Here is a 12,418-nt window from a genome sequence, read left to right as displayed (position 1 = left end):
AGATGCTGATTCTCGCCATCGATACCTCGGCCGTTGCCAGCGCGGCGCTCGTTTCCGACGACTCGCTCGAATCGGTCGTCGGCAGCTTCGCCACCGAGGACACCCGCAGCCACGCCGAGGTCCTTGCCCCGGGCATCGAGCAGTTGCTCACGGATGCGGGCCTCAGCGGCTCCGACGTCGACCTCATTGTCACCGGGGTGGGGCCGGGCCCCTTCACCGGACTGCGCTCCGGCATCGTCACCGCCCGCAGCCTGGCTTTCGTTTGGGAAAAGCCGCTTGTCGGGCTCATGAGCCTGGACGCCATCGCCCTGGAAGTGGCGGAGTCCACGGAAGCGGCGGCCGAGTTCATCGTCGCAACCGACGCGCGGCGCAAGGAGGTCTACTGGGCCCGCTACGCGCTGGCCGGGAGCCAGCTGCCGCAACTGGTGGACGGTCCGCATGTGGGCTCCGCCGCCGTTCTGCCGGACCTTCCCGTCTTCGGCGCGGGCGCCGGCCTCTACCCGGACGTGCTCAACGCCGTCCCCGAGTTCGCCACCCGGCAGCCCGAGGCGCTCTCGCTGGGCCAGTTCGCGCTGGCGCGGCTCGCTGCCGGGGAGCAGCTCCTGGACTCCACCCCGCTGTACCTGCGGGAGTCGGACGCGCAGGTCCCGGGCCCGCGGAAGCGTGCCCTGTGAACGCCGCGGAAACGGCGCCGGCAACGCCCCCGGCCGGAGTGAACCTCAGGAGCATGGTTCCCGCGGACATCCCGGCCGTGCACGCGCTCGAGCTGCGGCTGTTCCCCGTGGACGCCTGGCCGCTGCAGATGTTTGCCGACGAGCTCGCCCAGTCGGAGACCCGGCGCTACCTCGTCGCCGAGTCCGGCGGCGCAATCGTCGGGTACGCCGGGCTGATGTGCATCGAACCCATCGCGGACGTGCAGACCATCGCGGTGGTGCCCGAGCAGGAAGGGCGGGGCATCGGTTCGGCGCTGCTGACCGAGCTCATCCGGGAGAGCAGGCGGCGGCACGCCGCGGATGTGCTGCTGGAGGTGCGCGCTGACAACCCGCGGGCCCAGCAGCTCTACCGGCGTTTCGGCTTTGAGCAGATCCACATCCGCCCGCGTTACTACCGCGACGGCGTCGACGCACTGATCATGCGCCTCGAGCTGCACAAGACCGACGGCGCACTTCCGGGCAGCACCGCGGACCACACACAGCAAAGGGGAACAGGCCCAGAATGAACCACCACCCACGCAGCTCCGCCCCGCTGGTGCTGGGGATCGAGTCCTCCTGCGACGAGACCGGCGTCGGCATTGTCCGCGGCACCCGGCTGCTGGCCAACACAGTCTCGTCCTCCATGGAGGAGCATGTGCGCTTCGGCGGCGTGATCCCCGAGATTGCTTCCCGCGCGCACCTGGACGCCTTCGTCCCGACCCTCCGGGAAGCCCTCGCCGAAGCCGGGGTGACCCTGGACGACGTCGATGCCATCGCCGTCACCTCCGGCCCGGGTCTCGCCGGTGCGCTGATGGTGGGCGTCTGCGCGGCCAAAGCGCTCGCGGTTGCCACCGGCAAGCCGCTGTACGCGATCAACCACCTCGTGGCGCACGTCGGCGTCGGCCTGCTCGAGCCCAAAGAGGACGGCCCCGACGACGCCGGCCCGCAGGCCGCGCCCGGCCCGAACGCCCTGCCCGAGAACCTCGGTGCCCTTCTGGTTTCCGGCGGCCACACCGAGATCCTCCGGATCCGCAGCATCACCGACGACGTCGAGCTGCTGGGGTCCACGATCGACGACGCCGCCGGCGAGGCCTACGACAAGGTGGCCCGGCTGCTGGGGCTTGGCTACCCGGGCGGCCCGGCCATCGACAAGCTCGCGCGCACCGGCAACGCCAAGGCGATCCGCTTCCCGCGCGGACTGACCCAGCCGAAATACATGGGGACCGCCGAGGAACCCGGCCCGCACCGCTACGACTGGTCCTTCAGCGGTCTCAAGACCGCCGTCGCCCGCTGCGTGGAGCAGTTTGAGGCGCGCGGCGAGGCAGTGCCGGTGGCCGACGTCGCGGCGGCCTTCCAGGAGGCGGTCGTGGATGTCATCACCGCCAAGGCAGTCCTCGCCTGCCGCGAAAACGGCATCACCGAACTGCTGCTCGGCGGGGGAGTGGCCGCGAACTCGAGGCTGCGCCAGCTGACCGAGCAGCGCTGCAGCGCCGCAGGAATCCGGTTGACAGTGCCGCCGCTCTCGCTGTGCACGGACAACGGCGCCATGGTAGCCGCGCTCGGTGCGCAGCTGGTGATGTCCGGAACCGCGCCGAGCGGGATCGGCTTCGCACCGGACTCGTCGATGCCGGTAACGAGCGTCTCCGCCTAGGAAGCCGGTCCGGCGCCCGGGCAGGGGAGCTAGGCTTCGGGCCCCTTGCGCATCTGCTCGACCAGGTCCAGGACGACGGCGCGCAGGTCTCCGCCGTGCTCCGCGGCGACGCGGCGCTGCCGCTGGTAGCCGGCGCCGCGTTCGATGATCTTTTCGACGTCGGCGAGCTCCGCGCTGCAGCCGAGCTTGGCGGCGACGGGCTCCAGCCTCTTCAGCGTTTCGCGCAGGTGGTCGGTGACGAGCTGCTCGTTGCCTTCGGCGTCGAGGATGATGATTGCTTCCAGCCCGTAGCGGGCCGCACGCCATTTGTTCTCCTGAACGTGCCAGGGCGGCATGGTGGGGATGGTGCCTCCGTTGTCCAGGATGGTGGAGAACTCGTCCACGAGGCACTGGGTGAGGGCGGCGATGGCGCCCACTTCCTCGATCGTGGCCAGGCCGTCACAGATGCGCATCTCGATGGTGCCGAGGTTGGGGACCGGCCGGATGTCCCAGCGGATCTCCGAGAGGGTATCGATCACACCGGTGGTGAACATGTCCTGGACGTAGGACTCATATTCTTCCCAGCTGGCGAACTGGAACGGCAGTCCCGCCGTCGGCAACTGCTGGAACATCAGTGCGCGCTGCGAGGCGTAGCCGGTGTCCTCGCCGCCCCAGAACGGGCTCGAGGCGGACAGCGCCTGGAAGTGCGGGAAGTAGTTGACGAGGCCGTCCAGCACGGGCAGGACCTTGTCGCGGCGGTCGAGGCCGACGTGCACGTGCACGCCGTAGATGACCATCTGGCGGCCCCACCACTGGGTGCGGTCGATCAGCTTGGCGTAGCGTGCCTTGTCCGTGACGGGCTGGAGCTGCGGGGGGCTGAAGGGGTGGCTGCCGGCGCAGAAGACCTCCACGCCCATCGGGTCGGTGACCTCGCGCACCGCGGCAAGGGAACTGCTTAGATCCGCTTTCGCTTCAGCCACGGTGGTGCAGATGCCGGTGACGAGTTCCACCGTGTTGAGCAGCAGCTCCTGCTTGATGTGCGGATGTTCGTCATCCTCGTTGAGTTCCGGATGCCGGGCGGACACGCCGCGGAGCACCTCGTTGGCCACCGAGGCCAGCTCGCCGGTTTCGGCGTTGACGAGCGCCAGTTCCCATTCCACACCAAGAGTTGATTGCCTGGATGAAGCGAAATCAATCTTCATGTGGTCCCTTCACTGTTTTATTGCCCGCCCGTGTTGCAGCCCGCATACGGCATGCGGCGGCAAGGCGGCGGTGTTCAAAGTCTAGTGCAGGGGTAGCATCGAACCGGTGGTCAAGTTACAGCTGATACGTGAGAGTGTTCACAGAAGAGGCCTGTTTCCGGCCGCCGCGGCGGTTCTGACAGCGCTCGCCCTGGTTTCCACGGGCTGCGCCGGCCCCGGCAAATCCGGCCCCGGCAAATCCGGCCCCGGCACCCCGGACCCCGGGACGTCCGCGGGCAGCATCCAGGCCGGCCCGCCGCCGGCTGCAGCCGTCCCGTCGGCTCCGCCCGCCCGGGCCGCGAAACCATATCCCCTCGGCTGGGGCCCGGACCAGCGCGACGCCGACGCCGCGGCCAAGGCGGTGGGAGCCATGAGCCTCGAGCAGAAGGCCGGCCAGGTGCTGCTGCCATTCTTCTCCGGGCCCGACTACGCGGCCCACGCCAGAACCATTGAGCGCCTGCATCTGGCCGGATCGATCATCATGGGGGACAACGTGCCCGCCACCCGGGACGGACGGGTGGACACTGCCGCCATGCGCGCTGCCACGACGCGACTGCAACGGGCCGCCCGCGCCGATGGCCGCAGTTGGCCGGGGATGATCGGAGTGGACCAGGAAGGTGGGGTGGTGGCCCGGCTGCGCGCCCCGCTGACCGAGTGGCCCGCTCCGATGAGCTACGGGGCAGCCGGCAGCGGGAAGCTGGCCTCCGACGCCGGCCGGGCAATTTCGGCGGAACTGGCCGGCCTCGGGTTCAACGTCGACTTCGCTCCGACCGCCGATGTCACGATGGGGCCAGCCGACCCCACAATTGGCGCCCGGTCCATCTCCGGCAGCCCGCACACCGCCGCGGAATTCGGCATCGCCTTCTCCAAGGGCATGCTCGGCGCGGGGATCCTCCCGGCCGCCAAGCACTTTCCGGGCCACGGCTCCGTCAGCGTCGATTCCCACAAGGGGCTGCCCGTCCAGGACGCCAGCCTGAAGCAGCTTCGCGCGAAGGACCTGCTGCCCTTCCAGGCGGCCATCGACGCCGGGCTGCCCATGATCATGACCGGCCACATCGCCGTCCGCGCCTTCCAACCCGGGGTCCCGGCATCGGTTTCGAAGGCATCCTATGCGGAGCTGCGCCGGATGGGCTTCAAGGGGGTCGCCGTCACGGATGCACTCAACATGGGGGCAATCCAGCAGCAGTTCCCCCGCGACACGGCCGCACCGCTGGCGCTCGCGGCCGGATCGGACCTGCTGCTCATGCCGGCCTCGGTGGAGACTGCCCACAAAGCGATCGTGAAGGCCGTGCGCAGCGGCTCGCTGCCGGCCGCGCGTCTGGACGAGGCGGCGCGGCGGGTAGCCACCATGCAACTCTGGCGCGGACGCAGCCACACGCCGCGGGGATCTGCTCCCGGCAGCGGCTCCGCGCTGTCGGAAAAGGTTTCGCAGGAGGCCATCACCGTGCTCGCAGGGCCCTGCCGCGGCCGGATCGTTCCGGCCAGGGTCCGCGTGAGCGGTGGTTCCACGCAGGACCGGGCACGTTTCGTGGCAGCGGCCCGGCACGCCGGGGTCGGCATCGGTGCGGGGCCGCTCGTGACGCTGATCGGTTACGGCGGCGCCCCGGCGAAGGCGGACGTGGCCGTCTCGCTCGATGCGCCGTGGCCGCTGGCCAAGTCTGCGGCCCGCGCCAAGATCGCTCTGTACGGACGGAGCCCGGAGGCCTTCGACGCGTTGCTGGCGGTACTCGCCGGAAAGGCGGCCGCCCCCGGCAAACTGCCGGTCGCCGTCGGGCGTCAGGGGCCGGGTTCCGGCTGCCGCTGAACGAACCGGGCGGGGTTGGGCCCCGTGGCGTTTAATGGTGCTGTGCCCATCCTGAATAAAGACATGACCCTGTGCATCTCGCTCTCGGCCCGGCCGAGCAACAACGGGACCCGCTTCCACAACCACCTCTATGAACTGCTGGGCCTGAACTGGATCTACAAGGCCTTCGCCCCCACCGACCTGGCACAGGCCATTGCCGGTGTGCGGGGCCTGGGCATCCGCGGCTGCGCGGTGTCGATGCCCTTCAAGGAGGACGTCATCGCACTCGTTGACGTCATGGACCCGTCCGCGAAAGCCATCGATTCGGTCAACACGATCGTCAACGACGGCGGGACCCTCACGGCTTACAACACCGACTACACCGCGATCGAGCAGCTGCTTGAACGCAACGCCGTCCCCACTGACTACTCGGTGTGGCTGCTGGGTGCCGGGGGAATGGCGAAGGCCACCGCGGCCGCGCTGCGTGATGCCGGCTTCCGGCACGTCACCATCATTGCCCGCAACGAGGCGGCCGGCCGGGCCCTTGCCGGGCTCTACGGTTTCGAATGGCGGCCCGGGATCCCCGCCCCGGACTCCGGGGAGGGCGCCGCCGACATGCTGATCAACGTAACGCCCGTGGGGATGGCCGGAGGCACGGAGGCTGACGCGCTGTCCTTCCCGCCGGACGCCGTGGCCGCCGCGAAGGTGGTGTTCGACGTCGTGGCGCTGCCCGCCGAAACGCCGTTGATCAAGGCCGCCCGGGCCGCCGGCAAGCAGGTGATCACCGGCGCCGAGGTCGCCACCATCCAGGCCCTGGAACAGTTCGTGCTCTACACGGGGATCCGGCCCAGCGACGAGCAGGTCCGGGCCGCCGAGGAGTTCATGCGCGCCCAGTAGCCGGGCGGCCGGGTCCGGTGCTAGACCGGCTCAACCGAGATGGCCACGCGTTCCTCGCCGATCCTGGTGAGGACCAGGGTGGCGATCTCTTTGGCAGCGTTCTTGGCATTCCTGCCGCCGGCGGGGAGCAGCTGCTTGCGCAGTTCCTCGGGCGTAACCGAGGTGCCGCGCTTCTTGATGTCGAGGACGCCGACGCCGTTGTCCTTGACCCAGGCCTTGAGCGCCTTGACGTTGAACGGCATCACCTCAAGGACTTTGTACGCCCGGGCATAAGGGATGTCGCGCAATTCCGGCGCACAGATGTAGGCGATATGTTCGTCCAGCAGATGACCGCCCAGCTGCAGGGCGACGTCGGCGACCAGGCCGGCGCGGATCACGGCGCCGTCGGGCTCATACAGGTAGCCCTCCACCGGCCCCAGGGGTGCCTCCGGACCGGCCCCGAAGTCTTCCGCGCTGGTCAGCTCCGCGGCGCCCTGCGGCCCGAGCACCAGGGCGGCACGCCTGATCCCGGGGCGGCGGACAGCGTTGAACCACAACGCCACTTCCGTGACATCGCCGCCCACTGAGACCCACTGGGCCTCGCAGTTTTCCGGCACCGAGGCGTGCGGCATGCCCGGGCCCATCTTCACCCCAACGGCGCGGCCGGAGGCGGCCAAAGATTCCACAAAGGACAGCGGGGGAGAGAAGTCCTCCGGATCCCAGAGGCGCTTGGTTCCGGAGCTGGAGGTGGTGCGGCGGGCCGGGTCCAGCCAGACGCCGTCAATCCCGTCGAGCGGAACGGTGGCGGCATCGGCGTGGACAACGGTGGCGTTCCGGAACGGAATCAGGTTCATCGTGGCGCAGGCGGCGGTGGTTTCATCCAGTTCCACGGCGGTTACCTTGATGTCGAGGGAAGCGAGGGCCATGGCGTCGGCACCGAGTCCGCAGCCCAGATCCGCCACATGGGCGATCCCGGCCTCGGCGAAACGCTGGGCGTGCCGCGCCGCCACGGTGAGCCTGGTGGCCTGCTCCAGGCCTGCGCGGGTGAAGATCATCTGCCGGGCGAATTCGCCGAACTTCGCCTCCGCCTTGGTCCGCAAGCGGGACTGGGTCAGCGCCGCGGAGACCAGTTCCGGGGAATGGCCGGCTTTCCGGAGCGAGGCGTTGAGGCGGAAGGCTTCCTCCTCGCGGTACGGCCCCAGCGAGGCCAGCAGCTCCCAGCCCTCCGGATTGAGGAGCGGGGCGATCTGGTCCTGCGTAGTCTCAGCCATGCCATCAAGCGTAGTTCAGGCCGGGAACCCGCGGGACGCCCGATAGGCTGGACGGCATGGACGGCAGCAATACAGAAGACTTCGGCACGGCAGGCACCCGGGAGAGCACCCTCGGGGAGGCAAAGGACAACCGGGGACTGGCCCGCTTCGCCCGGCCGGCGCTGATCACCGGCATCGTGATCGCCGTCGTCTGCGTGGCATTGCTCGTGATCATCTTCTTCCTGGACTCCTTCAATGCGACCGTCTACTCCGTGGGCGGCAACGATGTGAAAGACGCGACCGATGAAGCGCGCGCCATCCGGGACACCTACGCCGGCGCCCGGGTGGCCGGCATCATCGGCCTCGTCCTCGGCCTGCTCGCTGCGCTCGCCGGGGGCTTCGTGCTGTACCGCGACCGCGGCAATTCCGCCCGGATCGACGACGGCGACGACGTCGACTTCGACGACCTCGCCGGCAGCTGACCCCACCCGCCCGAGGCAGGGCGTTCACCAAGGACGAACTTCTGGCACTCACCTTGACCGAGTGCTAACGACTTACATAGAGTCGTCATTAGCACTCACCCTAGGCGGGTGCTAACACCTGAAGCTTGAACAGCCTGGCTGCTGCCGGCACCGCGACGACGGTCTGTACGCCATGGCACCACAGCTTTAAAGTCCACGAATTTGCTGACGAAAAGGAGAGGTCCGAGTGTCGGTCTCTATTAAGCCTCTTGAGGATCGTATTGTTGTCCGCCCGCTCGAAGCCGAGCAGACCACGGCTTCCGGCCTGGTTATCCCGGACTCTGCACAGGAGAAGCCGCAGGAAGGCGAAGTTGTTGCAGTAGGCCCCGGCCGCTTTGACGACAACGGCAACCGCGTTCCCGTCGACGTCGCCGTCGGCGACGTTGTCATCTACTCCAAGTACGGCGGAACCGAAGTGAAGACCGGCGGCGTCGAGTACCTCGTGCTGTCCGCCCGCGACGTTCTGGCGATCGTCGTAAAGTAACTCTCTTGGACCCCCGCGCCGCCCTTCCTTCGCTTTGAACGGAACGGCTGCGCGGGGTTCTGTCTTGAAAGGACAAAACCATGGCAAAGCAGCTTGCGTTTAACGACGCTGCCCGCCGGTCGCTTGAAGCCGGCATCGATAAGCTCGCCAACACGGTCAAGGTGACGCTCGGCCCGCGCGGCCGCAACGTCGTGCTGGACAAGAAGTGGGGCGCCCCCACGATCACCAACGACGGTGTCACCATCGCCCGCGAAGTCGAACTGGACGACCCGTACGAAAACCTTGGCGCGCAGCTCGCCAAGGAGGTCGCCACCAAGACCAACGACGTCGCCGGTGACGGCACCACCACCGCCACCGTGCTCGCACAGGCCCTGGTCAAGGAAGGCCTGCGCAACGTTGCCGCGGGCGCCGCTCCGGGCCAGATCAAGCGCGGCATCGAGGTCTCGGTCGAGGCCGTGGCCGCACGCCTGCTCGAAAACGCCCGCCCGGTCGAAGGCACCCAGGTGGCCAACGTTGCCGCAATCTCGGCGCAGAGCGACGAGGTCGGCGAGCTCCTGGCCGAGGCTTTCGGCAAGGTCGGCAAGGATGGTGTGATCACCATCGAGGAGTCCTCCACGACGCAGACCGAGCTGGTCCTCACCGAGGGCATGCAGTTCGACAAGGGCTACCTGTCCCCGTACTTCGTCACCGACGCGGAACGCCAGGAAGCCGTCCTCGAGGACGCCCTGATCCTGATCAACCAGGGCAAGATCTCCTCGGTCCAGGAATTCCTGCCGCTGCTGGAAAAGGCGCTGCAGAGCTCCAAACCGCTCTTCATCATCGCCGAAGACGTCGACGGCGAGGCCCTGTCCACGCTGATCGTCAACCGCATCCGCGGCACCCTGAACGTCGTGGCCGTCAAGGCCCCGGGCTTCGGCGACCGCCGCAAGGCCATGCTGCAGGACATCGCGACCCTCACCGGCGCACAGGTTGTCTCCCCGGAACTGGGCCTCAGCCTGGATTCCGTGGGCCTTGAGGTCCTGGGTACCGCCCGCCGCATCACCGTCACGAAGGACAACACCACCATCGTCGACGGCGCCGGTTCGGCCGAGGACGTCGCGGCCCGGGTTGCCCAGCTGCGCGCCGAGCTGACCCGCACGGATTCGGACTGGGACAAGGAAAAGCTGCAGGAACGCCTGGCCAAGCTGGCCGGCGGCATCGGCGTGATCAAGGTTGGCGCTGCCACCGAGGTCGAGCTGAAGGAAAAGAAGCACCGCATCGAGGACGCCGTGTCCTCCACCCGCGCTGCCCTCGAAGAAGGCATCGTGGCCGGCGGCGGTTCCGCCCTCATCCACGCACTCAAGGCCCTCGATGAGGATCCGGCCGTCCAGGCGCTCGACGGCGACGCGGCAGCTGCCGTTGGCATTGTCCGCCGCGCCCTGACCCAGCCGCTGCGCTGGATCGCCCAGAACGCCGGCTTCGACGGCTACGTCGTCGTCGCCAAGGTGGCCGAATCCGCCGTGAACCAGGGCTTCAACGCCAAGACCGGCGAATACGAAGACCTGATCTCGGCCGGTGTCATCGACCCCGTCAAGGTCACTCGTGCGGCCCTGCGCAACGCGGCCTCCATCGCGGCGCTGGTTCTCACCACCGAAACCCTCGTGGTGGAAAAGCCCGCCGACGAGGACGAGCACGCCGGACACCAGCACTAAGGATTCCGCGCCGTAGTCTCCGCGCAATAAAAGACCGGACCAGCATCAGCTGGTCCGGTCTTTTTTCGTTCCACGGCTGGTGCGGAGGGTCCCGGACGGCGGGTCGCGCGACATTTGGGGCGTTGGTGCTTGGGGCGGCCTGTATAGTTGCTCTGGCTGTCTTGCGTCATTTTCACGGGGGTTCATATGTCTGGAGCGGGAACGCTCGTCCTGCCGCGGGAAACCAGTACCCCGGCCCGTCCCGCCCGAGGGACAAAGTTCAGGCCGGAAATCCAAGGGCTCCGCTCACTCGCGGTGCTGATGGTGGTCACCTACCACATCTGGTTTGGCCGGGTGTCCGGCGGCGTCGACATCTTCCTGCTGATCTCCGCGTTCCTGATGACGCTGCAGTTTGTGGGCCGCTACGAGCGGGGCTCGCGGATGGACCTGTTCAAGCACTGGCTCCACCTGTTCCGTCGTCTCCTGGCCGGGGCGGTAGTAGTCATCTTGACGGTCCTGGCGGCCAGCTACTTCCTGTTGCCCCGCACCCGTTTCCCGGATGTCGTCGAGCAAAGCTGGGCATCGCTGTTCTACGTTGAGAACCGGTTGCTGCAGTCCGAAGCCGTTGACTACTACGCGGCGGACCACGCCATGGCCAGCCCGCTGCAGCACTTCTGGTCACTGTCCATCCAGGGCCAGATCTTCATTCTGTGGCCGCTTATCTTTGCCGGCGCAGCCTTGGTCGCCCGCCGGTACGGCCTCCGCTACCGGGTGCTGCTCTGCTACATCTTCGGTGCCATCTTTCTCGCCTCGCTGACCTTCTCGATTATCTATACGGCGACGAACCAGTCCCAGGCCTACTTCGACACCGGCGCACGCCTCTGGGAGTTTGCGCTGGGCACGCTGCTGGCATTGTTCCTGCCCGGGCTGAGCCTGCTGTCCCGGCCGGTCCGGGTTGTCCTCGGCTGGGTCGGCGTCGTGGCCATGATCAGCTGCGGCTTCATCCTGGACGTGGAGGGGGCCTTCCCCGGCTTTGTGGCTCTCTGGCCCACGCTGGCCGCCAGCTGCATCATCCTTGCCGGCCAGACGAACAGCCGCTGGGGAGTGGACCGTATCCTCAGCTCCGGCCCGCTCGTGAAACTCGGAGACAACTCCTACGCGCTTTATCTCTGGCACTGGCCCGTGCTGGTGCTGGCCCTGGCGTGGAGCGGCAAGGAGCAGGCGGGGTGGCTTTCGGGCAGCGTTATCATCGCCGTCTCGCTGGGCCTCGCGTTCCTCACCACCCGCTTCGTCGAGAAGCCGTGGCGGTCCTGGGCCTGGCCGGAGGCGCGACGCCGTCGCGCCGTCGTCGCCGTCGCGCTGGCCCTCGCGGTGGTCGCCGTGCCACTGACTGCGTTGCAGCTCCAGCAGCAGCTCCAGGCGCAGGCCGCGATGTCACAGTCGCAACGGAACAACCCCGGTGCCTTGGCGCTGCTGCCCGGCTTCGTCAGCGCAGCCGACGGCGACGCCACGATCCTGCCCCTGCCGGAGCAGCTCAACAAGGACTGGGCCAGCCTCGGCAACCGGTGCGCCGGCAAACTTGAGCCCGCGAACCCGGCGCTGCGGAGCACTTGCTCGCAGAACAGCGCACCGGACAAGGCCGCCAAGACAATCCTCGTGCTGGGGGATTCACACGCCCAGCAATGGCTGGCCGCCATCGACGCCGTCGGCAAGCAAAAGGGCTGGCGCGTCTACTCGATGCTCAGGGCCGGCTGCCGGTACAGCATCTCCGCCCAGGGCCGCTCCATTCCCTGCGACAGCTACAACGCCGCCGTGACGGAGGAAGTGTCCCGCAACAAGCCGGACGCCATCATGACCGTCGGTACCGTAGCCGCGGTGTCGTCCCCGGCGGAGAAGGTCTCCCCGGACCTGGAAGCGACCGCAAAGTTCTGGGCCGAGAAGCACGTTCAGATGGTCGCCATCCGGGACAACCCGCGCTTCAATTTCAACATCGCCGAATGTGCGGCCAACAAGGGTGAGGACAGCCCGGACTGCCAACGAGCCGAACGCGATGTCCTGGCCGCCAAGAGCCCACTCCTTGCGCTTCAGGGCAGGGTGCCGGGACTGTTCATGGTCGACATGACGGACCTGATCTGCGACGGAAAAATCTGTCCCGCGGTGGTGGGCAACACCTTCGTCTACAAGGACAACAACCACCTCACCCGGACCTACGTGGCTTCGATGGCTTCGGTCTTCGGCCAGCGGCTCCTGGAATCGACCGGCTGGAAGTAG

The 12,418-nt window shown here is 68.0% G+C and carries 11 protein-coding genes; 9 read left to right on the top strand and 2 right to left on the bottom strand.

The window, feature by feature from the left end; genetic code table 11:
* Nucleotides 1–2 precede the first annotated feature (2 nt).
* The 3 genes from tsaB to tsaD are packed head-to-tail and all read left to right on the top strand — an operon-like array spanning nucleotide 3 to nucleotide 2,343.
* Entirely contained in the window at nucleotides 3–674 is a 672-nt protein-coding gene (tsaB, locus tag AC1DNC_RS09485; RefSeq protein WP_476862313.1) for a tRNA (adenosine(37)-N6)-threonylcarbamoyltransferase complex dimerization subunit type 1 TsaB, read from the top strand.
* Nucleotides 675–727: 53 nt separating this feature from the next.
* Nucleotides 728–1,219 carry a ribosomal protein S18-alanine N-acetyltransferase gene (rimI, locus tag AC1DNC_RS09480; protein ID WP_476862312.1) on the top strand — a complete coding sequence of 164 codons (492 nt, stop codon included), beginning with the start codon at nucleotides 728–730 and terminating at the stop codon, nucleotides 1,217–1,219.
* Nucleotides 1,216–2,343 (top strand): tRNA (adenosine(37)-N6)-threonylcarbamoyltransferase complex transferase subunit TsaD, encoded by a 1,128-nt coding sequence (gene tsaD, locus AC1DNC_RS09475; protein WP_476862311.1) that lies wholly within the window; start codon nucleotides 1,216–1,218, stop codon nucleotides 2,341–2,343. Before rimI ends, tsaD begins: the two co-directional genes overlap by 4 nt.
* A gap of 29 nt (nucleotides 2,344–2,372) precedes the next feature.
* Here tsaD and AC1DNC_RS09470 read toward each other — a convergent pair whose 3' ends face one another.
* A complete protein-coding gene (locus tag AC1DNC_RS09470; RefSeq protein ID WP_476862310.1) occupies nucleotides 2,373–3,524 on the bottom strand; it encodes a glutamate--cysteine ligase in 1,152 nt (383 codons plus the stop codon).
* A gap of 106 nt (nucleotides 3,525–3,630) precedes the next feature.
* On the opposite strand from AC1DNC_RS09470, the gene AC1DNC_RS09465 reads away from it, so the two are divergent.
* Together AC1DNC_RS09465 and AC1DNC_RS09460 are read left to right on the top strand one after the other, a co-directional pair.
* Nucleotides 3,631–5,367, top strand: a complete 1,737-nt coding sequence (locus tag AC1DNC_RS09465) for a glycoside hydrolase family 3 protein (protein WP_476862309.1) — start codon at nucleotides 3,631–3,633, stop codon at nucleotides 5,365–5,367.
* Nucleotides 5,368–5,409: 42 nt separating this feature from the next.
* The gene (locus AC1DNC_RS09460) at nucleotides 5,410–6,243 is read left to right on the top strand and encodes a shikimate 5-dehydrogenase (RefSeq protein ID WP_476862308.1); all 834 of its coding nucleotides are present in this window, start codon (nucleotides 5,410–5,412) and stop codon (nucleotides 6,241–6,243) included.
* 20 nt (nucleotides 6,244–6,263) lie between these two features.
* Here the strand turns inward: AC1DNC_RS09460 and AC1DNC_RS09455 are convergent, their stop codons facing one another.
* Nucleotides 6,264–7,493 carry a THUMP-like domain-containing protein gene (locus AC1DNC_RS09455; RefSeq protein WP_476862307.1) on the bottom strand — a complete coding sequence of 410 codons (1,230 nt, stop codon included), beginning with the start codon at nucleotides 7,491–7,493 and terminating at the stop codon, nucleotides 6,264–6,266.
* Nucleotides 7,494–7,549: 56 nt separating this feature from the next.
* Between AC1DNC_RS09455 and AC1DNC_RS09450 the strand changes: the two genes are divergently transcribed.
* The 4 genes from AC1DNC_RS09450 (at nucleotide 7,550) to AC1DNC_RS09435 (ending at nucleotide 12,418) form a co-directional block, all read left to right on the top strand.
* A complete protein-coding gene (locus AC1DNC_RS09450) occupies nucleotides 7,550–7,954 on the top strand; it encodes a hypothetical protein (protein ID WP_476862306.1) in 405 nt (134 codons plus the stop codon).
* A gap of 226 nt (nucleotides 7,955–8,180) precedes the next feature.
* Complete coding sequence (gene groES / locus AC1DNC_RS09445; protein WP_056737866.1) at nucleotides 8,181–8,477, top strand: co-chaperone GroES; 297 nt, start codon at nucleotides 8,181–8,183, stop codon at nucleotides 8,475–8,477.
* An 80-nt stretch (nucleotides 8,478–8,557) separates the two neighbouring features.
* A complete protein-coding gene (gene groL / locus AC1DNC_RS09440; RefSeq protein ID WP_476862305.1) occupies nucleotides 8,558–10,168 on the top strand; it encodes a chaperonin GroEL in 1,611 nt (536 codons plus the stop codon).
* 186 nt (nucleotides 10,169–10,354) lie between these two features.
* The gene (locus AC1DNC_RS09435) at nucleotides 10,355–12,418 is read left to right on the top strand and encodes an acyltransferase family protein (protein ID WP_476862304.1); all 2,064 of its coding nucleotides are present in this window, start codon (nucleotides 10,355–10,357) and stop codon (nucleotides 12,416–12,418) included.

The organism is Arthrobacter sp. 01N442 (assembly GCF_056399345.1).
This window is presented reverse-complemented; position numbering and strand designations above follow the sequence as displayed.

What these genes read in the sequence shown, in the direction of transcription:
- tsaB (WP_476862313.1), top strand. Translation starts at nt 3, where the DNA reads ATGCTGATTCTCGCCATCGATACCTCGGCCGTTGCCAGCGCGGCGCTC.
- rimI (WP_476862312.1), top strand. Translation starts at nt 728, where the DNA reads ATGGTTCCCGCGGACATCCCGGCCGTGCACGCGCTCGAGCTGCGGCTG.
- tsaD (WP_476862311.1), top strand. Translation starts at nt 1,216, where the DNA reads ATGAACCACCACCCACGCAGCTCCGCCCCGCTGGTGCTGGGGATCGAG.
- AC1DNC_RS09470 (WP_476862310.1), bottom strand. Translation starts at nt 3,524, where the DNA reads ATGAAGATTGATTTCGCTTCATCCAGGCAATCAACTCTTGGTGTGGAA.
- AC1DNC_RS09455 (WP_476862307.1), bottom strand. Translation starts at nt 7,493, where the DNA reads ATGGCTGAGACTACGCAGGACCAGATCGCCCCGCTCCTCAATCCGGAG.
- AC1DNC_RS09450 (WP_476862306.1), top strand. Translation starts at nt 7,550, where the DNA reads ATGGACGGCAGCAATACAGAAGACTTCGGCACGGCAGGCACCCGGGAG.
- groL (WP_476862305.1), top strand. Translation starts at nt 8,558, where the DNA reads ATGGCAAAGCAGCTTGCGTTTAACGACGCTGCCCGCCGGTCGCTTGAA.
- AC1DNC_RS09435 (WP_476862304.1), top strand. Translation starts at nt 10,355, where the DNA reads ATGTCTGGAGCGGGAACGCTCGTCCTGCCGCGGGAAACCAGTACCCCG.